Below are 20310 nucleotides of genomic sequence, written 5' to 3' on the forward strand. Positions count from 1 at the left end.
CCCTCCTCAATCCTGGGCCATGCGGTCAGGCCGCTCGCGCCCCTGCCCCGCGGTGGGGATCGAGGCGGGGCCATGGAGGGCGCTGCCGCGGCCGGAGAGAGAGGGGTTGGTCATGAAGTACTCGTGCGCAGAGAACGCGCCCTCCCCGGCGCGGACGCGGGTATAGACCCCGTCCGCGCCGAGCGTCCAGGACTGCGCCTCGTCCTTGAGGTTCACCACCATGATCTGGTCGAGGATCTGCGCGTGCACGGTGGGGTTGAAGATCGGCGCCATCGCCTCGACGCGCCAATCCATGTTGCGCGCCATCCAGTCGGCCGAGGAGATGAACACCGCCGCCTCGCGCGAGGGCATCGGGTGGCCGTTGCCGAAGGCGAAGATGCGCGCGTGCTCGAGGAACCGCCCGACGATGCTCTTGACCCGGATGGTCTCGGACAGCCCCGGAACGCCCGGGCGCAGGCAGCAGATGCCGCGGCAGACGATCTCGATCACCACCCCCGCCTGCGAGGCGCGGTAGAGGTGATCGATCAGCGTCTCGTCGACGAGGCTGTTCATCTTGAGCCAGATGGTCGCGGGGCGGCCTGAGCGCGCGAAGGCGATCTCGCGGTCGATCAGCTCGGCGAGCTTCGCGCGCATGGTCAGCGGCGCGAACGCCATCGCCTCCATCCGCGCTGGCCGCGCATAGCCCGTCATGAAGTTGAACAGACGCGCGGCATCGCGCGTCAGCGCCGGGTCGCAGGTGAAGAAGGAGAGGTCGGTGTACACCCGCGCGGTGTAGGGGTGGTAGTTGCCGGTGCCGACATGGGCGTAGGAGCGCAGCACCTGGCCCTCGCGGCGCACCACAAGCGAGAGCTTGGCGTGCGTCTTGAGCTCGATGAAGCCGTAGACGACCTGCACGCCGGCCGCCTCCATCTCGCGCGCCCAGCGTATGTTCAGCTCCTCGTCGAACCGCGCCTTGAGCTCCACCATGGCGGTGACGATCTTGCCGTTCTCGGCCGCCTCGATCAGCGCCCGCACGATCGGGCTGTCGCGGCTCGTGCGGTAGAGCGTCTGCTTGATCGCCACCACGTTCGGGTCCTGCGCGGCCTGGCGCAGGAACTGCACCACCACGTCGAAGCTCTCGTAGGGATGGTGGACGACGATGTCCTTGTGCCGGATCGCGGCGAAGCAGTCGCCGCCGAAATCGCGGATCCGTTCGGGAAAGCGCGGCGTGTAGGGGGTGAACAGGAGGTCGGGCCGATCATCGACGATGATCTGTTTCAGGTCTGCAACACCGAGGATGCCGTCGACCAGGAACACCTCCGTGCGCGGCGCGTCGAGCTCCGAGGTGACGAACTCGAGCAGGTCTGGCGGCATCGCGGCATTGACGGTGAGGCGAATGACGCGGCCGCGCCGGCGGCGCTTCAGCGCCGTCTCGTAGGAGCGGACGAGGTCCTCTGCCTCCTCCTCGAACTCGACATCGCTGTCACGGATCAGCCGGAAATAACCCTTTCCGGCGACCCGGTAGCCCGGAAAGAGCCGGTCGAGGAAGAGGCCGATCGCATCCTCGAGAGGCAGGAACCGGATCGAGGGCCCGGGAGCACCCGCCTCGGGCAGCCGGATGAAGCGCTCGACCTGGCCCGGGATAGGCAACAGGGCCCGCATCGCCGTGCCGTCATCCGCATGGGTGAGCTTCAGAACCATCACCAGGCCGAGCGAGGGGATGAACGGGAAGGGGTGAGCCGGGTCGATCGCAAGCGGGGTCAGGACCGGAAAGATCCGCTCCATGAACCACTGTTCGAGCCAGGCACGGTCCTCCGCCCCGAGCTCGTCGGGCTCGACCACCGCAAGCCCCGCCCCGCGCAACAGGCGCGCGAGGTCGCGCCACACGCGCTGCTGCTCGACGATCAGCTTCTCCGCCTCGCGGTGGATGGCGGCGAGCTGCTGCGTCGGCGTCATCCCGTCGGGGCTCGGCTTCACCACGCCCGCGGCCGCCTGCCCGACGAGGCCGGCGACACGGACGGCGTAGAACTCGTCGAGGTTGGAGGCGGAAATCGAGACGAACCGCACCCGCTCGAGAAGCGGGTGGCGGGGATTGTTTGCCTCCTCGAGGACGCGGGTGTTGAAGGCGAGCCAGGAGAGCTCGCGGTTGATGAAGCGCTCGGGGCTCTGCATGAGGTCGGCCGGCCGGGGGTCGGTCCCGCCTCCCTCCGTGCCATCGACCGGCCTCGTGACCTCTCGCACGCGTGCCATGCGGCCTCTCCGACGCTCGCGCCCCACCCGATGCGGCCGGATGACCCTAGCGCAGGTGCGGCTTTCCGGGCGAGGGATCAGGGCCGGGCGGCAGGGGCGTGTCATCCGCCGCGGCCGGGTCGGCTCCGGGCGCGTGCCCCGTGACGGCAAGGGCGTGGGCGAGTGCGGCCGCCGCGAGCTCGCGCGTCACCCGGCGACCGGCGGCGAGTGAGGCAGCGTCGAGGGCCTCGGCGAGGGCCTGGACGGCGGCGAAATCACGCGGCAGGCGAACCGCGAGCGCGGCCAGAAGGCGCGGCGGCACCACGAGCTGCCGATCCGCCATCAACTTAGCGAGCACCGCCTCGATCAGCGCCTCGTCAGGGGAGGCGATCGTTGCCGTCGCCGTGGCGGCGAGCCGCGAGCGGAGGTCGGCAAGCCCCGTCCGCCAGCGCGACGGCGGGGTACGGGCGGTCATCAGCACCGTGCCGCCCGCCTCCGACGCGGCATTGAGGAGATGCACCAGCGCCCGGCCCTGCGGCACGGCGTCGGCGTCCTCGACCAGGATCGCGCCGGAGGGGTCGGCGAGGTCGAACAGGCTCCGCGCCGAGGCGGCGGCGACGGCGGCTCCGGTGAGGGCGAGCGCCCCCGTCCGCTCCCGCCACACGGCGGCGAGATGGCTCTTGCCCGAGCCGGGCGGGCCGATCAGCGCGAGCCGACGCCCGGGCCAGTTGGGCCAGCGGTCGAGCCAGGCGCGGGCCTCGGCGTTCGCCGCCCCCGGAACGAAGTCCGCCGCGGCGTAGGAGAGTGCGGAGCAGAACGGCAGGGCGAGCTGCGCGCCGCGATCGGCCGGCGGCATCGTCTCAGCCGTCGCGGTCGTTGAACAGAGGGCTCGCGAGATAGCGTCGGAGCCAGAACCGCGCGATCACCCCGATCGCCGCCGCCGCAGGAACCGCGAGCAGAACGCCGAGGAAGCCGAAGGCGGCACCGCCGGCGAACAGGGCGAAGATCACCCACACCGCGTGAAGCTGCACCCTGTCCCCGAGCAGGCGCGGATAGATGATGTAGCCCTCGACCGTATGTCCGATGACGAAGATCGCGGCGACGACCGCGACATCCTGCCAGGTCGGGAACTGCATCGCCGCCATGCCGATGCCGATCACGAAGCCGGTCAGCGTCCCGACATAGGGGATGAAGCTGATGATCCCCGCCGTCAGCCCGACGATCAGCCCGAGCTCGAGCCCGGCAAGCGTGAGCGCGACCGCATAGAAGGCGCCGAGCAGGAGGCAGATGATCGCCTGGCCGCGCACCCAAGCCGCGAGCACGCGGTCGATCTCGGCCGCGATCTGGCGCGTGGTGGCGAGGTAGCGGCGCGGGATCCAGCCGTCGATCGCAGCGAGCATCTTCGGCCAGTCGCGCAGAAGGTAGAAGGCGACGACAGGGGTAACGATGGCGAGCGCAAGAACGGTGAACAGCCGCGCGCCGCCGCCGATCAGCGTCCCCAAGGCGCCGGCGATCCAGCCGAGCATGCCCGCCGCCTGGCCGACGGCGAGCTCACGCAGGCGGCGGTCCACCACCTCCGGTCCGAGCGTATCGGCAAGCCACAACAGGCTCTCGGTGATCAGCACGCGGAGCGCGCCGACATAATCGGGGATCCGCGAGATCAGGATGGTCAGCTGCGCGAGCAGGAGCGGGTAGAACAGAAGCAGGAACAGGACGAACAGGGCGAACACGCCGGTCACGAGCAGGAAGGCGGCGAGACCGCGCGGCATGCCGATCGCCTCGAGCCGATCCGCCAGCGGGTCGAGCAGGTAGGCGATCAGAGCCGCCACCACGAAGGGAAGCAGGATCCCCGCGAAGAGGTGCAGCGCAAGCAGAAGCGCCGCCACCCCGACGGCGAACGCGATCAGGCGCTGCCGGCGCAGCCGCTCGGCAGGCCCTGGCCTCGCGGTTGTGCCCACGTCAGCGGTCGGCACGCTCGACCGCCCCAGGGTCGGCTCCCGCGCGTGGTCCTCCACCGGTTCGGGAGCGGTTCGCAGGCTCATGCCGCGGCACCTCCGCCACGCACCCAGCGCGCCGCATAGGCGACGCCGGAGGCGAGCGTTGAGGCTGCCACCCCCCACACCAGCGCGTCCACCACGATCAGCGCCGGCACGCCATAGGCGTTGTCGAACAGCACGAGCGCAGCGAGCGCGATCTGCAGCGCCGTGTTCACCTTCGAGACCGGCAGCGGCCTGATCTCGGGCGGCGAGCCGAGCACGTAGAGCATGAGCACCCCGCCGACGATGAACACGTCGCGGAACACGACGAGGATCACGAGCCAATCGGCGAGCCGCCCCGTCAGCCCGAGCGTCACATAGACGGTGACGAGCAGCGCCTTATCCGCCACCGGGTCGAGCACGGCGCCGACCGCGGTCTGCGCGCCGAAGCGCTTGGCGATGTAGCCGTCCAACGCGTCCGAGACGCTGGCGGCGACGAACAGCCAGAAGGCGAGCACCATTTCGCCCTTGAGGATCAGCCACACCGCGAGCGGCACGGCGCAGAGACGCGCGAGCGTGATCGCGTTCGGGATCGTGATCATGCCGCCGCGGCCGAGGCCTCGCCCCTCGCCCATCCCGCCGAGAACGGAGGTCACGGCATCAGGGTGAGCACAGGGCCGGTCGGGCCGTCGGCGAGGCGCAGCCCGGCCTGCTCGAGCGCCGCCGCGCCGGCCGCCCCGCCCGGCAGGGAGAGAGCGAGCCTCGCCTCCCGCCGCGACAGGGAGAGGAGCTCGTAGCCGCCGACCGCGGGGGCGTTGGCGAGGCGGCGGCGGAGCTCAACCCAGTCGTTCACCCCCTGGAGCGGAGCCGCGACCTCGAGCCGCGCAGCCGGGGCGCGCCCCGGCGTGGCGGCAAGGAGCGACCGGACCCGATCGGGGCGGAAGTTCACCGTCAGCGTCGCGGCATAGCGCGTGGCGCCGAGGCGTTCGTTCTCCACCTCGTAGCTCTCGACGAGCCGCTCGAGCTCGTCCGCGCTCACGGCGCCAAGGCGGGCCTCTTCCGCCGGCGCCTCGCGCGCGAGCAGAGCGAGCCAGGCGCTGCGGAGCCCAGCGGCGATCGCGCGCTCGCGGGCGGCGATCGCGGTCTCGGCCGTCGCCTCTGCTGCGATGCCGCTGACCGTGAAGCCCGCGCCTTGGGCCGAGGCGGTGGCAAGGGTGCCCGGGCGGGCGAGAGCGACCGCCGCCGCGGCCGCGGCCAGGACCGTGCGCCGCCACACCGGCCTGCGCGATGGGCGGCTGATTTCTCGTCCCCACGCCTCTATTGTCACGCGCGATCCCCCTGGGCTCGCGGCAGGCCGCCGCGCGGCCCGGCCGGAGCGCACCCCTTAGCCGATCGGAGGCAGACATCGCCAGCCTGACCTACCGTGACGCCGGCGTCGACATCGATGCGGGCGATGCTCTCGTGCGGCGGATCGCGCCGCTCGCCCGCGCCACCGCCCGTGCCGGAACGATCGGGGGCATCGGCGGCTTCGGGGCGCTGTTCGACCCGAAGGCCGCCGGCTTCAAGGACCCGGTGCTTGTGGCCACCACCGATGGGGTGGGCACCAAGCTCAAGCTCGCGATCGAGATGGGACGGCACGCGACCGTCGGCATTGACCTCGTCGCGATGTGCGTCAACGACCTCGTGGTGCAGGGGGCGGAGCCGTTGTTCTTCCTCGACTACTTCGCGACCGGACGGCTCTCGGTCGAGGAGGCGGCGACCGTGATCGGCGGCATCGCCGAAGCCTGCCGCGAGGCGGGCTGCGCCCTCGTCGGCGGCGAGACGGCCGAGCTCCCCGGCCTCTATGCCACTGGCGACTACGACCTCGCCGGCTTCGCCGTGGGCGCCGCTGAGCGCGGCGCGCTTCTGCCCGCGCCCGATGTCGGTGCGGGCGACGTGGTGCTCGGCCTCGCCTCCTCGGGCGTGCATTCGAACGGCTTCTCTCTCGTGCGCCGGATCGTCGCCGCCGGAGGGCTCGGCTGGCACGCCTCCGCCCCCTTCGCGCCCGGCCAGACGCTCGGCGAGGCACTGCTCACGCCGACGCGGATCTACGTCCGGTCCCTGCTCGCGGCGCATCGCGCGGGGCTGATCAAGGCCGCCGCCCACATCACCGGCGGCGGACTTGTCGGCAACCTGCCGCGCGTGTTGCCGGCCGGAACCGTCGCCGTGCTCGACGCCGCCGCCTGGACGCCGCCCCCCGTGTTCGGCTGGCTCGCACGGACGGGCGGGGTGGCGCCCGAGGAGATGCTGCGGGTATTCAACTGCGGCATCGGCATGGCAGTGGTGGTGGCGGCGGAGAAGGCAGAAGCGGCGCGGCAGCGTCTCGAGGCTGAGGGCGAGCGCGTGGTGGCGATCGGCAGGATCGAGCCCGGAACGGGCGAGGCCTCGGTCGCGATCGCGCCGCCGCCCGGCTGGTTCGGCTGACCGGCGAGGCCATGGAGCGCGTTCCCGTCGCGGTTCTGATCAGCGGCCGCGGCAGCAACATGCGGGCGCTTGTCGCGGCCGCCGCGCGGCCTGACTATCCCGCGCGGATCGTGCTCGTGCTGTCGAATGTCGAGGGCGCCCCCGGACTTGCCCATGCCGAAGCGTCGGGCATCCCGACCCTGACCATCCCCCACCGCGCCTTCGGGCGTGACCGCGAGGCGCATGAGCGGGCGGTCGATGCGGCGCTGCGGAAGGAGGGCGTCGGACTCGTCTGCCTTGCCGGCTACATGCGGCTCCTGACGCCGTTCCTCGTGCGCGCCTGGGCGGGGCGCATGCTCAACATCCACCCCTCGCTCCTGCCGGCCTTCCCGGGGCTCGATACCCATGCGCGCGCTCTCGCCGCCGGGGTGAAGCTTCATGGCTGCACCGTCCACCACGTGACCGAGGCGATGGACGAGGGGCCGATCGTCGCCCAGGCCGCTGTGCCGGTGCTGCCGGGCGACACCGAGGCCTCGCTCGCCGCACGCGTGCTCGCCGCCGAACACCGCCTCTACCCCGCAGCCCTCGCCCTCGTCGCCCGGGGCGAGGCGGGCGTGCCGGCGCCAGGAGAGTCGCTGCTCGCCAACCCCTTGCCGCTCTCCACCGACGACGTTTAGAACCGCGGCAAACTGCAATGGAACGACAGGTTGAGACGATGGCGGAGCACGGAGCAGGCGCAGTGACGGCGGGCGAGAGCGCTGCCGAGACGGAGCTGATCGCCGAGCGCCAGGCGATGTTCGGCGGGTTCACCACCTTCACAACCTACGCGGTCGCCGCTGTGGCCGCGGTGCTGATCCTGCTCGCGATCTTCCTTCTCTGACCCGGGGCGCGACCGCGCCGAGGGCGTCGGCCCGCTCAGCCCGGCCTCAGCCGACGATCTCTGAGCCCGCGAAGAAGTAGGCGATCTCTGCCGCCGCTGTTTCGGGGCTGTCGGAGCCGTGCACGCTGTTGGCCTGGATGCTCTCGCCGTAGAGCTTGCGGATCGTGCCTTCGGCCGCTTTGGCCGGATCGGTCGCCCCCATCAGCTCGCGGTTCCGCGCCACCGCGTTCTCTCCCTCGAGCACCTGCACCACGACGGGGCCGGAGCACATGTAGTCGACGAGCTCGTGGAAGAATGGGCGAGAGGCGTGCACGGCGTAGAAGGTCTTCGCCTGCTGGCGGCTCATCCAGATTCGCTTCTGCGCGACGATCCTGAGCCCCGCCTCCTCGAAGATCGCGTTGATCTTCCCGGTGAGGTTGCGGCGCGTCGCATCCGGCTTGATGATGCTGAAGGTGCGCTCGATGGCCATCCCCCGTCCCTTTGGCGTGTTTCCGATGCGCGCGCCTCTACGCCAAGGCCCGGGAAAAGGAAAGCCGCCACGCTCTTCCGCCGCCGCGCGGGTCGAGGCTAGACCCGTGCCCATGGGCTGCGGGCCATGACCATCCTCACCTTGCGCGAGGCGACGATCCGCGTCGCTGGCCGGACGCTTCTCGCGGGGGCCGATTTCACCCTCGAGGCGGGGCGGCGTGTCGGCCTCGTCGGCCGCAACGGCGCGGGCAAATCGACGCTTCTGAAGGCGATCGCGGGCGAACTCTCGCTCGATGGCGGCACGCTCGCTCTCTCCCCGCGCGTCCGGCTCGGACGCGTGGCGCAGGAGCCGCCTTCGGGAGAGGCGTCGGTTCTCGACACCGTGCTTGCGGCCGATGTCGAGCGCGCACGCCTGCTTGCGGAGGCCGAGACGGCGCCGCCCGAGCGGCTCGGCGAAATCCATGACCGTCTGCGCGCGATCGGCGCGGACGCCGCACCCGCGCGTGCGGCCGCGACCCTCGCGGGCCTCGGCTTCGATACGCACGCGCAGGCGCGGCCCATCGGCTCGTTTTCGGGGGGGTGGCGGATGCGCGCCGCACTCGCCACCGCTCTGTTCCTCGAGCCCGATCTGTTGCTCCTCGACGAGCCGACCAACCATCTCGACCTCGAAGCGACGCTCTGGCTCGAGGGCTGGCTCGCCCGTTTCTCCGGTGCGGCGATCATCGTCAGCCACGACCGTTCCCTGCTTGATTCGGCCGTGCATGCGATCGCCCATCTCGAGCGGGGGAAGATCACCGTCACCCCGGGCGGCTTCACCGAGTTCGTCAGGCTGCGCACCGAACGGGCCGAGCGCCAGGCGGCCGAGGCGGCGCGAATCTCCGCCCGTCGCGCCGAGCTGCAGGCCTTCGTCGATCGCTTCCGCGCCAAGGCCTCGAAGGCCCGCCAGGCGCAGAGCCGTCTCAAGGCGATCGCGCGCCTGCCGGTGATCGAGGCGGTGGTCGAGGAGGCGCCCGCGCACTTTTCCTTCCCGGAGCCCGAGCCGCTTCCGCCCCCGATCCTCGCCGCCGATCGCGCCGCCGTCGGCTACGGCGCGAGGCCGGTGCTCGAGAACCTCTCCTTCCGGATCGACCAGGACGACCGGATCGCTCTCCTCGGCCGCAACGGCAATGGCAAGTCGACGCTCGCCAAGCTGCTTGCCGGCCGGCTCGCACCGCTGAAGGGTTCGCTCTTCCGCGCGCCGAAACTCAAGGTCGGCTACTTCGCCCAAAGTCAGGAGGAGGAGCTCGCCCTCTCCGAGACGCCGATCGACCACATGGCGCGCGCCCTGCCGCGCGCCACGACGCAGGAGGTGAGAGCTCAGCTCGCCCGTTTCGGCCTCGACGCGGACCGAGCCGGGACGAAGGTCGGCGCGCTCTCCGGCGGCGAGAAGGCGCGGCTCCTGCTCGCGCTCGCCACGCGCGACTCACCGGGGCTTCTGATCCTCGACGAGCCGACCAACCATCTCGACATCGATGCCCGCGAGGCGCTGGTGCGCGCACTCGCCGCGTATTCCGGAGCGGTGGTGCTGATCAGCCACGACCCGCACCTGATCGAGCTTGTGGCCGATCGCCTCTGGCTTGTCGCCAACGGCACCGTCTCGCCCTTCGAGGGCGACCTCGACGACTACCGCGCTCTGCTCGCCGAGCGGTCGCGCCCGCAAGCGGGGGCGCAGCGCGGCGGGGCGCGGGCTGAGGATCGCCGCGCCCGTGCCGAGGCGCGCGCCGCCCTCGCGCCGCTGCGCCGCCAGGTCGCGGAGGCGGAACGGGTGATCACTGAGCTCGCCGCTGAACGCGCCGCTCTTGAGGCACGGCTTGCCGATCCGAGGCTCTACGAGGGCGGCGGCCAGGCGGCGGAGATCGCCCGCGCCAACGCCCGACTCGCCGCGATCGCGCGCGAGACCGCCGCCGCTGAGGAGGCTTGGCTCGAGGCGCAGGCCGCGCTCGAAGCGGCCGAGCGACGCCCCCGTCAACCGATCGGCAACCCTTGGTCGCAACACTCGCGTCCGTTTCAGGACGGAGAACGCGACCATGCGCCATTTCAGGATCGGCCTTGTCGCTTCGGCGCTTCTTGCGCTCGTCGCGCCGCGCGAGGCCAACGCGCAGTGGCGCGAGCCCGACCGCACCCTGCCCGCCCACCCCTCCTCCTGCACGGTCGCGCGGGTGATCGACGGCGACACCCTCCAGTGCACCGACGGCCGCCGGATACGCCTCCGCGGCATCGATGCTCCGGAGCGTGGCGAGCGCGGGCACCGCGCCGCGACCGAGGCGCTCAGGCGCCGCGTCGAGGGCAGGAGCGTGACCGTCACGCCGCACCACATAAACCGCGGCCGCATCGTCGCGGACGTGACGGTTGAGGGCCGGAACGTCGGGCAGGAGCTCGACCGGCTCGGCCACTCCAAGCGCCGCGGCGCGCGGCGCTGACCGCTCTTGCTTGACGCCGCCGGCGCGACCCCGTAGCGCAGGGGCGGGGAGGACCTCGCCGATGCTCGACCGACGCTCGCTCTTCGCCGCAACCGCCGCCGCGCTGGCGCTGCCCGCCGTCGCGCAGGAGCCCTATCCCTCCCGCCCGATCCGGATCGTCATCGCCTATCCCCCCGGCGGCTCGACCGACCTGCTCGGCCGCGCCCTTGCCCAGCGCCTCTCCGAGCTCTGGGGCGGTGCAGCGGTGGTGGTCGAGAACCGGCCCGGAGGCGGGGCGATCGTCGGCACCCAGGCGGTGGCCCAGGCGGCGCCCGATGGCTACACGCTCGCCCTCGGCAACAACCAGACCCACGCCTCGAACCAGGCGATGGCGCGGAACCTGCCCTACCACGCGGTGGAGAGCTTCGCCCCGATCGCCCGCCTCGCCTCGGTTCACCACGCTCTCGTGGTGCCGGCGAACCACCCGGCGAAGACGCTCGCCGAGCTCGTGGCGAAGGGGCGCTCGGGCCGCGTGACCTATGCCTCCTCCTCCGTTGGCTCGGCGAGCCACGTGATCGCCGAGAGCCTCGCCCGGCGCTTCCGAATGGACGCGACCCACGTTCCCTATCGCGGCGGGGCGCAGGCCACACAGGATACGGTGGCCGGGGTTGTGGACTACTTCATCTCCACCTGGCCGCAGGTCGTCGGGCTCGTGCGCGAGGGCAAGCTCCGGGCGCTTGCGATCGGCGCCCCGGCGCGGCTTGCGGAGGCGCCCGAGGTGCCGACCTTCGACGAGGCCGGAGCGCCGGGACTCTCCGTCGATGCCTGGTTCGGCATGTGGGCGCCGGCAGGCACGCCCGCGCCGATCATTAACAAGCTCGCCGACGCGCTGCTTGCGATCATCGCCGAACCCGCGATGCGCGAGCGGCTCGCCGGCATGGGCTTCGCGCCGGCGCCGCTGCCGCCCGCCGAGTTCGCCGACTTCCAGAAGGCGGAGGTCGCACGCTGGCAGGAGCTCGTCGCTCTCACCGGGATCCGGATGGAGTGAGAAGGTGCTGTTCCGTCGTCTCGCGGGTCGCCCCGCCGTTGCGGTGCCGCAGCCCGCGCATGCCTGGATCAGCGGCCAGCTTGCCCGCGCCTGGGGCAATCAGCGCTTCGGCGCGGTGACACCGCGCGAGGCGGTGTGCCTCGCCGCCGAACAGCACGACATCGGCTGGCTGCCCTGGGAGGCGGAGCCGACGCGCGATCCGGCCACGGGCCTGCCCTACAGCTTCACGAGCCTGCCGCGCAGCGTGCACGCCCCGCTCTGGGCAAGGGGCGTCGACATCGCCGAGGCCTCGCTCGGACGCTATGTCGCGCTGCTGATCTCGCTGCACGGCATGGGCATCTATGTGCGCTTCGGGAAGTCCCCGCCCGGCAGCGCCGACGCCGCCGCTGTCGAGGCCTACAACGCCTCCGAGTCGCGCCGCCAGGAGCGGCTGCTCGCCTCCCTCGCGGCCGACCCTGCCTGGGCCGAGGCGTCGCGGCCGGAGGCGGTCGAGCGCAACCGCGCGCTCGTGCTGGCGTGGGACCTGATGTCTCTGATCATCTGCCACGGGCTTACGGACGCGCGCGAGGTCGCCGAGGTGCCGGACGCACACGGGCTTACGACGGTGACGCTCACCGCCATCGATGGTGATCCGGAACGGATCGCGGTCGATCCCTGGCCCTTCTCGATGCCGCAGCTTGCCGTCGTCTGCGAGGGCAAGGTGCTGCCCGAAGGCCCCTTCGCCGACGATGCCCTGATGCGCTCCGCACTTTTGGCCGCGCCGCGGGTCGAGGTGCGAGCGGTGCTGACGCCCCGCTGATCAGCCGCCCTTGCGCTCCCAGCCGCGCTCCGTCTGCTGCCAGTAGGTCAGTGTCTCCCCGCGCGCCCGCGCCGCCGCCCAGCGACGCCGTGCTGCCGCAACGGCCGCCTCGTCCTCCCCGTCGAACAGGTCGAAGACGCGGGCGAAGGCGGAGGCGTCCTCGGCGTCCGCTCCGGCGACCAGGAAGAGGTGTCGCGCTCCGTTGGGGTTCTCGGCGACGGTCGTGAGCCAGATCGGCTGCAGGTCGGCATGGCCGGTGCCGGCATGCCCGTGCGGCAGCCAGTCGGGGTCGGCCGAGAGCCAGAGAGCCGTCGAGATCGGCTCGAGCCGCTCGGGCTCGCCGATCAGCACCACCGCGCGTTCGCCTAGCGCGAGCACGCGGCCGAGCAGCTTCGGCAGGGCCGTCTCGAGCGGGGTTCGGGTGAGGTGGTAGAAGCCGCGCTCGGGCATCGCCCGGTTCATACCTCCTCGGTCTCGAAGCGGAGCGAGACGAGGCGATCAAGCAGCCGGGCGCCGAACCCTGTCGCGCCGCGAGGCCCGAGCGGTTCGTCCTCCTCCCGCGCCTCGACGCCGGCGATGTCGAGATGCGCCCATTTCGCGTCGCCGACGAAATGCTTGAGGAACGTCGCGGCGTGGCAGGCATCGGGCTGCCGGCGCTCGGGCGAGCAGTTGCGCAGATCGGCGATCGGGCTCTCGAGTGCCTGCGTGTAGCCGCCGCCCATCGGCATCGGCCAAACGGGCTCGTCCACTGCCTCGCCGGCGGCGGCGATCTGCGCGGCAAGCGCGGCATCGGTTGCGAACAGGCCGGCGCGATGGTGCCCGAGCGCGACCACAATCGAGCCCGTGAGTGTCGCGAGGTCGATCACCGCGCGGGGGGCGAAGCGGCGGAGCGTCCAGGCGAGACAGTCGGCGAGCACGAGCCTGCCCTCGGCGTCTGTGTCCACGACCTCGACGGTCGTTCCGTCGACGGTCCGGACGACGTCGGAGGGCCGTTGCGCCTCCGCCCCGATCATGTTCTCGGCAAGCCCGAGCACGGCCACCGCCGGCGCGGGGCTTTGGCGCAGCGCGAGCGCGAGCATCGCCCCCGCACAGGCGGCTGCACCTGCCATGTCGGCACGCATCTCCCACATCCTCTCGGCGGGCTTGAGGCAGACCCCGCCTGTGTCGAAGGTGATCCCCTTGCCGACGAAGGCGACAGGCGGAACCTCGAGCCTGCCCTTCCAGCGCAGCACGACGACGCAGGGCGGCTCGGCTGAGCCGCGCGCGACCGCAAGCAGCGCACCGAACCCTGCCTCGCGCAACGCCTTTCGCCCGAGCACCTCGATCGTGACCCCGTGCCGTTCGAGCGCGCGCAGGCGCCGGGCGAAGCGGCGAGGGGTGAGGCGGTTCGCGGGCTCCGTGACAAGCTCGCGCGCGAACAGGGTTCCCTCCACCCCGGGGCGGAGCGCGTCCCACACCGCTCTCGCCTCGCGCTTGCCTGTCACCACGATGTCGATCCGCCGGAGCAAGGGTGGCGGCGGCTCGGGGTCGTCCTCGCGCGGCGGCGGCGCCCCCGAGAAGCGCCAGGCGCGCAACACCGCGCCGACCGCGGCTTCGGCGGCGAGCGCCGGCGGCAGCGCCCGGGCGTCGATTGCAAGCCGACTCTCGCCATGCGCGAGCGACACCGCGCGGCCCGCCGCCTCGCGCACCATGCGTGCCGAGGGAACGCGCCCGAGTCCGGCGCAGATCAGCCGCCTGCCGGAGGCGTCATGCCACGACGACGTCTCCTCGGCCGCCCCTGTGAACCCTGGCGGCGTGGCATCGGGCACCGCACCGGGGCCCGCGAGCAGGGCGCGGGCGCCCTTGTCGGGCATGCGCCTGCGGAAGCGGACCGCGATCATCCCCGCACGCCGAGGTGGGCCTCCTCAGGCCTTGGCCGCCTCGTGGTGTTCGGCGACGAAGGCGTCGAGCAGGCGCACGCCGAAGGCGGTCGCCCCCTTCGGCACGGTCGGCTTGTCCTTGGTGCTCCAGGCCGTGCCCGCGATGTCGAGATGCGCCCAAGGACAGCCGTCGACGAAGCGCTGCAGGAACTGAGCGGCCGTGATCGACCCGCCCGGCCGGCCGCCGATGTTCTTCATGTCGGCGATGTCGGATTTCAGCATCCGGTCATAGGCCTCGCCGAGCGGCATGCGCCACACGGTCTCGCCGGTCGCCTTGCCCGCCGCCGTGATCGCCTGGGCGAGCGCGTCGTCGTTCGCGAACAGGCCGGCATGCTCGTGCCCGAGCGCGATGATGATCGCCCCCGTGAGCGTTGCGAGGTCGATCATCAGTGCGGGATCAAAACGCTTCCTGCAGTACCACATCACGTCGGCGAGCACGAGCCGGCCCTCGGCGTCGGTGTTGAGAACCTCGACCGTCTGGCCGGAGGCGGTGGTGACGACATCGCCCGGCCGCTGGGCGGTGCCGGAGGGCATGTTCTCGACGAGCCCGACGAGGCCGACGGCGTCGACCTTCGCCTTCCGCCCGGCAAGCGCGGCCATCAGCCCGATCACCGCGGCCGCTCCGGCCATGTCCCACTTCATGTCCTCCATGCCGGCGGCGGGCTTGATCGAGATCCCGCCCGTGTCGAAGGTCACGCCCTTGCCGAGGAAGGCGAGCGGCTTCGCGGCCTGGGCGGCCTTCGCACCCTTGCGGCCGCCCTTTCCCCCGGCCTTGCCCGCCGCTGTGGCTCCGTGCCACTGCAGCACCACCATGCGGGGCTCGTTCGCCGAGCCCTGGGCGACGCCGAGCAGGGCGCCGAAGCCGAGCTTGCGCATCTCCTTCGGCCCGAACACCTCGACCGCGAGGCCGAGCCCCTCGAGCGCGCGGCAGCGCTCCGCCATCTCGGCGGGCGTGAGCACGTTCGCCGGCTCGCTGACGAGATCACGGGCGAGGAAGACGCCCTCCGCCACCGCCTTCGCCGAGGGCCAGGAAGCCCGCGCGGCGGCCGGGTCATCGGCCAGCACGGTGATGCGTTTGAGCTTCGGCTTGTCCTCCGGCTTCTCCTTGGTGCGGTACTTGTCGAAGCGGTAGCAGCGCAGCACCGCGCCAAACGCTGCGCGCGCCGGCCCGGCCTTGCCCACCGCTCCGGCGGAGGCGGCGCGGGCGTCGATCGCCGCCTCCTCGTCCTGAAGCAGCGCGGCAGCGGCCGTTCCGCCCGCCTCCTCGACGGCGAGCGGCGTGAGCTCCTCCGCCTTGCCGAGCCCGACGAGAACGATCCGCGAGAGACCGAGGCCCGACGGCGCGAGGATGGTGCAGCTCTGCCCCTTGCGGCCCTTGAACGAGGCGGCCGCGGCGGCGCGCGAGACCATTCCGCCTGTCGCCGCGTCGAGGTCGGCGAACGCGGCCTCGAGCGCGTCCTCGGCCACGAGGACGGCAAGTGCGCCGGAGCTCGGCAGCGACGGCTTGGCGAACAGGATCTCGGGCATCGACGACATCGGCGGGAAACCTCGCGTGGTGTGTGACAGACGTGGCGCGTGGAGGAAGGGGAGCAGGCGCGCGACTGTAGCGACCGACCTGCCGCTTTGCCATCCGCGACGGCCGGGCTAGAGAACGCCGTGGCCTTCGCACCGTGCCCGTCCGACACATCCGCCCTGCTCGCGCTTGCCGAACGGCTCGCGCGCGACGCGGCCCGTGTGGTCATGGCCGTCCGGTCGTGCGGCGCCGCCGTCGAGACGAAGGCGGATGCCACGCCGGTGACGGAGGCCGATCGCGCCGCGGAGCGGCTGATCCTCGCCGGCCTGCGTGCCGCCACGCCCGAGATCCCGGTGGTCGCCGAGGAGGCGGTGGCGGAGGGGCGTGACCCTGGCCCTGCCTCTCGGTTCTGGCTGGTCGACCCGCTCGACGGCACGCGCGAGTTCGCCGCCGGACGGCCCGAGTTCGCTGTCAACATCGGCCTCGTCGAAGCGGGGCGGCCAGTGGTCGGAGCGGTCGCCCTGCCGGCGTTCGGGGAGGTGTTCGGCGGCATCGTCGGGGTCGGCGCGTGGAAGGAGGACGCGTCAGGCCGGCGCCCGATCGCGGCACGCAGGGTGCCGGCCGCTGGGCCTGTGGTGTTCGCCTCGCGCCACCATGGCGATGACCAGCGGATCGTCGCCTTCGCCGAGGCTCATCGCGCCGCGCGCGTCGTCCATGCCGGCTCCGCCCTCAAGTTCTGCCGCGTCGCCGAAGGCGTGGCCGACCTCTACCCGCGCTTCGGCGCGACGATGGAATGGGATACGGCAGCGCCGCAGGCGATCGTCGAGGCGGCCGGCGGAAGCGTCACCACCGCGGGCGGCGCTCCGCTCCGCTACGGCAAGCCCGGCTGGCGCAACCCCGACTTCCTCTGCCGGGGCCGCGAATGACGCGGCGTCTTGGCGCCGACACCTCTGGTATCGCCGAGGCTGCGTCGCTGCTCCGCTCGGGGCGTCTCGTCGCCTTCCCGACCGAGACGGTCTACGGCCTCGGCGCGGACGCGACCGATGACCGCGCGGTCGCCGCCGTGTTCGAGGCCAAGGGCAGGCCGCATTTCAATCCGCTGATCGTGCACGCGGCCGACGCGGCGGGGGCCTTCGCTCTCGGCCGCGCGGATGAGCGCGCCGAGCGTCTCGCACAGGCGTTCTGGCCGGGGCCGCTGACGCTCGTCCTGCCCTGCCGCCGTGACTGCCCGGTCGCGTTGCTCGCCCGCTCCGGGCTCGAGACGGTGGCGTTGCGCGTGCCTGCGCACCCGGTGGCGCTCGCGCTGCTCCGCGCCGCTGCCGTGCCGGTGGCGGCCCCTTCGGCGAACCGCTCCGGAGCGGTGAGCCCGACCGCACCTCAGCACGTGCTCGAGGACTTGGCCGGGCGGATCGAGGCGGTGGTCGACGGCGGGGCGTGCCCGATCGGTGTCGAATCGACCGTGCTCGACCTGAGCGGACCCGTTCCCGTGCTGCTCCGACCTGGCGGCGCGACGATCGAGGCGATCGAGGAGGTGATCGGCCCGGTCGCCCGGCCGCTCGCCCCTGAGGCGGCGGAGGCGTCGCGCACGCTCCGCTCGCCCGGGCTTCTCGTCTCCCATTACGCGCCCGTCCTGCCGGTGCGGCTTCTCGCAGAGCGTGCGGGCGAGGACGAGGCGCTGCTCGCCTTCGGGCCGGAGGTGCCGCTGGCACCGCTCGCCTTTAACCTCTCGGAGCGGGGCGATCTCGCCGAGGCCGCCGCACGGCTGTTCTCGGGGCTGCGTTTCCTCGACGCCGAGGGACGGGCCCGCGGGCTTCGGCGGATCGCGGCGATGCCCGTGCCATCGTCGGGCCTAGGTTTGGCCATCAACGACCGCTTGAAACGCGCTGCGGCACCGCGCTGATCTCCAAGCCCGAGCGCTGCCCAGGGCGTGGTTGACCCAAGGGAGGCGAGGCGGCAAGCCTCGCTGGCCGGATCGAGGACAGCGAGCGAGACCATGCCTGACACAACCCCGCCCCAGGTCGCGCGCCACGGCTTCACGCCGGCGCTCGCCGAGCGACTTCGCGCCTTGCTCGGCGACCGGGGCATGATCACCGATCCGGCCGAGATGCGGGGCTACGTCACCGAGTGGCGGGGCCTCTGGACGGGCCGCTCCCCCGCCATCCTCCGGCCTGCGTCCACCGCCGAATGCGCCGAGGCCGTCCGGCTCTGCGCCGAGGCGGGGGTGCGGATGGTGCCTCAGGCGGGCAACACCTCGCTGGTCGGTGCCTCGGTGCCGCACGAGGCCGGCGACGAGGTGGTGATCTCGGTGGGCAGGATGAACCGGATCCTCGACCTCGACCCCGCCGACATGACGATGACGGTCGAGGCCGGCGCCGTGCTTGCCTCCGTGCAGAAGGCGGCCGAAGAGGCGGGCTGCCTCTTCCCGCTCTCGCTTGGGTCGGAGGGAACGGCGCAGATCGGCGGCCTGCTCGGCACCAATGCGGGAGGAAACGCCACGCTGCGCTACGGCAACGCGCGCGATCTCGTGCTCGGCCTCGAGGTGGTCCTGCCCGACGGCCGCGTGCTGGATATGCTGCGCCGCTTGAGGAAGGACAATACCGGCTACTGCCTGCGCCACCTCTTCATCGGCGCCGAAGGCACGCTCGGCATCATCACCCGGGCGGTGCTGAAACTGTTCCCCCGCCCCAGCGACATCCAGCTTGCGTTCGCCGCCGTGCCGTCGGTGGAGGCGGCGCTCGCCCTGCTCAACCGCTTCCAGAGGCATGACGGCGCCTCGCTCTCCGCCTTCGAGTACATGGGGCGCTTCGGGCTTGAGCTCGTGTTCCGCCACATCCCCGGCGCGGCCGACCCCTTCGGCGCGCGCCACGAGCACTACTGCCTGGTCGAGCTCTCCTCGCCGCGGCCGGATGCCGGGCTGCGCCACGGGCTCGAGGCCGTGCTCGAGGGGGCCTATGCCGACGGCCTGGTGCTCGACGCCACGATCGCCGAGAGCGAGGCGCAGAGGGCGTCGCTGTGGCGTCTGCGCGAGGAGCACTCCGAGGCGCAGAAGCGCGAGGGCGCCTCGATCAAGAACGATGTCTCGGTCCCCGTCAGCCGCGTGCCAGATCTGATCGCCCAAGCCTCGGCCGCCTGCAGGGCGCTGATCCCGGGGGTCCGCGTCTGCGCCTTCGGCCATGTCGGGGACGGCAACATCCACTTCAATCTTTCGGCACCGGAAGGCGCGGACGGTGCGGCTTTCCTCGCGCGCTGGGACGAGGTGGCGGAGGCGGTCAACGGCGTGGTGCGAGCCTTGGGCGGCAGCTTCTCGGCCGAGCACGGCGTCGGCCGGCTCAAGACGCGCACCCTCGCCGCCTGGCGGGCGGGGCCGGAGCTCGATCTGATGCGCGCGATCAAGCGGACGATCGATCCGGGGAACCTGATGAATCCCGGCAAGGTCGTCATCTCGGCCTGACGGCGGCGAGAGGCAGGAGGCAGGGGCAGCGCGGATGGGAAGCCACCTCTTCCGCTACGTGTTTCGCCAGCTCGCTTTGGGGCTCGTCGCGGTGACGGCGGGGCTTGCCCTGCTCGTGTGGCTGACCCAGGCGCTCCGCTTCATCGAGCTCGTGCTGAACCGCGGGCTGTCGCTGCTCGTGTTCCTCGAACTGACGGTGTTCATGCTGCCGAACTTCGTCGCGATCATCCTCCCCGTCGCGACCTTCATCGTCATCCTCGCCGTCTACACTCGGCTCGAGGGTGACCGCGAGACGGTCGTGATGCGTGCCGCGGGCGTAAGTCAGGTCGCGCTGGCAGGCCCCGGCCTCACGCTCGCGGCAGCGGCGGCGCTGATCGGCTGGACGATGAATCTCTGGGTCGTGCCCGAGAGCTACCGGATGTTCCGCGAATACCAGTTTGAGATCCGCAACCGCATGGCGGCGGTTCTGATCCAGGAGGGTGTGTTCAACACGCTCGGCGAGGGGCTCACCGTCTATGTCCGCAAGCGCGATGCCGACGGCACCTTCCACGGTATCCTGGTGCATGACGAGCGCGACCGCGGCGCGCCGGCGACCATCCTCGCCGAGCGTGGCCGGCTTTTGATCGCGGGCGAGCTGCCGCAGGTGAGGCTCGAGAACGGCACCCGCCAGGAGCTCGACCCACGCACCGGCCGGCTTCGCCTTCTCACCTTCGCCGAGAACACGCTCACCCTCGCCGCGCCGGCCGAGCGCGAGGAGGTGCGCTATCGTGACGCGCGCGAACGCGGGGTGCTTGAACTGCTCGACCCGCCGGCCTCGGAGAATGTCAGCAAGCGCGACCGCGGCCGTTTCGCGGTCGAGGCGCATCAGCGGCTCGCGGGCCCGCTGCTCACCCTGTCGCTCGCCTCCGTCGCGCTCGCCATCATGCTCGGCGGCGGCTTCAGCCGCCATGGCCGGACGGGCCGGGTGCTCGCTGCCGTCGGCATCGGAGCCACCCTCGTCGCCTCTGGCCTCGCGCTCGGCAACGCCGCCGCGAGCCGGCTCGGGCTGATCCCTCTGATCTGGGTGCATGCGGTCCTGCCGGGGGCGGTCGCGCTCGCGCTCCTGATCCGCCCGCCCCCGCACCGACTGCCCTTCGCCGGCGGCATGGCGGCGGAGGGGTAGGGGGCG

General features: G+C 72.2%; 19 protein-coding genes and 1 pseudogene. 11 read left to right on the forward strand and 9 right to left on the reverse strand.

The features are described from left to right. Positions 1–6: 6 nt before the first annotated feature. From KO353_RS08855 to KO353_RS08875, 5 genes are all read right to left on the reverse strand, one after another. Positions 7–2151, reverse strand: coding sequence for an RNA degradosome polyphosphate kinase (locus tag KO353_RS08855; protein WP_235692109.1), 2145 nt, complete (start codon positions 2149–2151; stop codon positions 7–9). A gap of 124 nt (positions 2152–2275) precedes the next feature. Next, positions 2276–3064, reverse strand: coding sequence for a P-loop NTPase family protein (locus KO353_RS08860; RefSeq protein WP_218284308.1), 789 nt, complete (start codon positions 3062–3064; stop codon positions 2276–2278). Positions 3065–3068: 4 nt separating this feature from the next. Beyond that, a complete protein-coding gene (locus KO353_RS08865) occupies positions 3069–4250 on the reverse strand; it encodes an AI-2E family transporter (RefSeq protein ID WP_218284309.1) in 1182 nt (393 codons plus the stop codon). Further along, on the reverse strand, positions 4247–4840 hold the full coding sequence (locus tag KO353_RS08870; RefSeq protein ID WP_235691766.1) for a CDP-alcohol phosphatidyltransferase family protein: 594 nt from the start codon (positions 4838–4840) through the stop codon (positions 4247–4249). The genes KO353_RS08865 and KO353_RS08870 overlap by 4 nt, the downstream gene beginning before the upstream one ends. Further along, on the reverse strand, positions 4837–5460 hold the full coding sequence (locus KO353_RS08875) for a hypothetical protein (RefSeq protein ID WP_218284310.1): 624 nt from the start codon (positions 5458–5460) through the stop codon (positions 4837–4839). Before KO353_RS08875 ends, KO353_RS08870 begins: the two co-directional genes overlap by 4 nt. Positions 5461–5588: 128 nt before the next feature. On the opposite strand from KO353_RS08875, the gene purM reads away from it, so the two are divergent. From purM to KO353_RS08890, 3 genes are read left to right on the forward strand one after another with little or no spacing between them, the layout of a single operon-like run. Next, positions 5589–6647, forward strand: coding sequence for a phosphoribosylformylglycinamidine cyclo-ligase (purM, locus tag KO353_RS08880; protein WP_218287322.1), 1059 nt, complete (start codon positions 5589–5591; stop codon positions 6645–6647). Positions 6648–6658: 11 nt separating this feature from the next. After that, complete coding sequence (gene purN / locus KO353_RS08885; RefSeq protein WP_218284311.1) at positions 6659–7303, forward strand: phosphoribosylglycinamide formyltransferase; 645 nt, start codon at positions 6659–6661, stop codon at positions 7301–7303. Between the two features lie 17 nt (positions 7304–7320). Continuing rightward, a complete protein-coding gene (locus tag KO353_RS08890; RefSeq protein WP_218284312.1) occupies positions 7321–7506 on the forward strand; it encodes an aa3-type cytochrome c oxidase subunit IV in 186 nt (61 codons plus the stop codon). A gap of 46 nt (positions 7507–7552) precedes the next feature. Here the strand turns inward: KO353_RS08890 and ndk are convergent, their stop codons facing one another. Further along, positions 7553–7975 (reverse strand): nucleoside-diphosphate kinase, encoded by a 423-nt coding sequence (gene ndk / locus KO353_RS08895; RefSeq protein ID WP_218284313.1) that lies wholly within the window; start codon positions 7973–7975, stop codon positions 7553–7555. Positions 7976–8101: 126 nt separating this feature from the next. Between ndk and KO353_RS08900 the strand changes: the two are divergent. From KO353_RS08900 to KO353_RS08915, 4 genes and pseudogenes are all read left to right on the forward strand, one after another. Further along, positions 8102–9964, forward strand: a pseudogene (locus KO353_RS08900) (ABC-F family ATP-binding cassette domain-containing protein); the annotation flags it as partial. A gap of 76 nt (positions 9965–10040) precedes the next feature. Beyond that, positions 10041–10433, forward strand: a complete 393-nt coding sequence (locus KO353_RS17065; protein WP_407928182.1) for a thermonuclease family protein — start codon at positions 10041–10043, stop codon at positions 10431–10433. 61 nt (positions 10434–10494) lie between these two features. Continuing rightward, positions 10495–11460, forward strand: a complete 966-nt coding sequence (locus KO353_RS08910; RefSeq protein WP_218284315.1) for a Bug family tripartite tricarboxylate transporter substrate binding protein — start codon at positions 10495–10497, stop codon at positions 11458–11460. A gap of 4 nt (positions 11461–11464) precedes the next feature. Further along, entirely contained in the window at positions 11465–12259 is a 795-nt protein-coding gene (locus KO353_RS08915; protein WP_218284316.1) for a DUF3891 family protein, read from the forward strand. Here the strand turns inward: KO353_RS08915 and KO353_RS08920 are convergent, their stop codons facing one another. The 3 genes from KO353_RS08920 to KO353_RS08930 are packed head-to-tail and all read right to left on the reverse strand — an operon-like array spanning position 12260 to position 15705. Beyond that, the gene (locus KO353_RS08920; protein WP_218284317.1) at positions 12260–12709 is read right to left on the reverse strand and encodes a DNA polymerase III subunit chi; all 450 of its coding nucleotides are present in this window, start codon (positions 12707–12709) and stop codon (positions 12260–12262) included. Between the two features lie 8 nt (positions 12710–12717). Next, the gene (locus KO353_RS08925) at positions 12718–14139 is read right to left on the reverse strand and encodes a leucyl aminopeptidase (protein ID WP_218284318.1); all 1422 of its coding nucleotides are present in this window, start codon (positions 14137–14139) and stop codon (positions 12718–12720) included. Positions 14140–14163: 24 nt separating this feature from the next. Then, a complete protein-coding gene (locus KO353_RS08930) occupies positions 14164–15705 on the reverse strand; it encodes a leucyl aminopeptidase (RefSeq protein ID WP_218284319.1) in 1542 nt (513 codons plus the stop codon). A 129-nt stretch (positions 15706–15834) separates the two neighbouring features. Between KO353_RS08930 and cysQ the strand changes: the two genes are divergently transcribed. The 4 genes from cysQ to lptF all read left to right on the forward strand — a co-directional run bounded on the left by cysQ (position 15835) and on the right by lptF (position 20304). Continuing rightward, positions 15835–16617: a 3'(2'),5'-bisphosphate nucleotidase CysQ gene (cysQ, locus tag KO353_RS08935; RefSeq protein ID WP_218284320.1), complete on the forward strand. Its 783-nt coding sequence runs from the start codon at positions 15835–15837 to the stop codon at positions 16615–16617. Beyond that, a complete protein-coding gene (locus tag KO353_RS08940) occupies positions 16614–17591 on the forward strand; it encodes an L-threonylcarbamoyladenylate synthase (RefSeq protein ID WP_218284321.1) in 978 nt (325 codons plus the stop codon). The genes cysQ and KO353_RS08940 overlap by 4 nt, the downstream gene beginning before the upstream one ends. A 93-nt stretch (positions 17592–17684) precedes the next feature. Then, on the forward strand, positions 17685–19142 hold the full coding sequence (locus tag KO353_RS08945) for an FAD-binding oxidoreductase (RefSeq protein ID WP_218284322.1): 1458 nt from the start codon (positions 17685–17687) through the stop codon (positions 19140–19142). 34 nt (positions 19143–19176) lie between these two features. Next, on the forward strand, positions 19177–20304 hold the full coding sequence (gene lptF, locus KO353_RS08950; protein ID WP_218284323.1) for an LPS export ABC transporter permease LptF: 1128 nt from the start codon (positions 19177–19179) through the stop codon (positions 20302–20304). Positions 20305–20310 lie beyond the last annotated feature (6 nt).

It is taken from the genome of Elioraea tepida, from assembly GCF_019203965.1.
In the GTDB taxonomy this organism is placed as follows: Bacteria; Pseudomonadota; Alphaproteobacteria; order Acetobacterales; family Acetobacteraceae; genus Elioraea_A; species Elioraea_A tepida.

What these genes read in the sequence shown, in the direction of transcription:
- lptF (WP_218284323.1), top strand. Translation starts at nt 19,177, where the DNA reads ATGGGAAGCCACCTCTTCCGCTACGTGTTTCGCCAGCTCGCTTTGGGG.
- KO353_RS17065 (WP_407928182.1), top strand. Translation starts at nt 10,041, where the DNA reads ATGCGCCATTTCAGGATCGGCCTTGTCGCTTCGGCGCTTCTTGCGCTC.
- KO353_RS08860 (WP_218284308.1), bottom strand. Translation starts at nt 3,064, where the DNA reads ATGCCGCCGGCCGATCGCGGCGCGCAGCTCGCCCTGCCGTTCTGCTCC.
- KO353_RS08855 (WP_235692109.1), bottom strand. Translation starts at nt 2,151, where the DNA reads ATGCAGAGCCCCGAGCGCTTCATCAACCGCGAGCTCTCCTGGCTCGCC.
- ndk (WP_218284313.1), bottom strand. Translation starts at nt 7,975, where the DNA reads ATGGCCATCGAGCGCACCTTCAGCATCATCAAGCCGGATGCGACGCGC.
- KO353_RS08910 (WP_218284315.1), top strand. Translation starts at nt 10,495, where the DNA reads ATGCTCGACCGACGCTCGCTCTTCGCCGCAACCGCCGCCGCGCTGGCG.
- KO353_RS08920 (WP_218284317.1), bottom strand. Translation starts at nt 12,709, where the DNA reads ATGCCCGAGCGCGGCTTCTACCACCTCACCCGAACCCCGCTCGAGACG.
- KO353_RS08890 (WP_218284312.1), top strand. Translation starts at nt 7,321, where the DNA reads ATGGAACGACAGGTTGAGACGATGGCGGAGCACGGAGCAGGCGCAGTG.
- KO353_RS08945 (WP_218284322.1), top strand. Translation starts at nt 17,685, where the DNA reads ATGCCTGACACAACCCCGCCCCAGGTCGCGCGCCACGGCTTCACGCCG.
- KO353_RS08940 (WP_218284321.1), top strand. Translation starts at nt 16,614, where the DNA reads ATGACGCGGCGTCTTGGCGCCGACACCTCTGGTATCGCCGAGGCTGCG.
- purN (WP_218284311.1), top strand. Translation starts at nt 6,659, where the DNA reads ATGGAGCGCGTTCCCGTCGCGGTTCTGATCAGCGGCCGCGGCAGCAAC.
- KO353_RS08925 (WP_218284318.1), bottom strand. Translation starts at nt 14,139, where the DNA reads ATGATCGCGGTCCGCTTCCGCAGGCGCATGCCCGACAAGGGCGCCCGC.
- KO353_RS08865 (WP_218284309.1), bottom strand. Translation starts at nt 4,250, where the DNA reads ATGAGCCTGCGAACCGCTCCCGAACCGGTGGAGGACCACGCGCGGGAG.
- KO353_RS08930 (WP_218284319.1), bottom strand. Translation starts at nt 15,705, where the DNA reads ATGCCCGAGATCCTGTTCGCCAAGCCGTCGCTGCCGAGCTCCGGCGCA.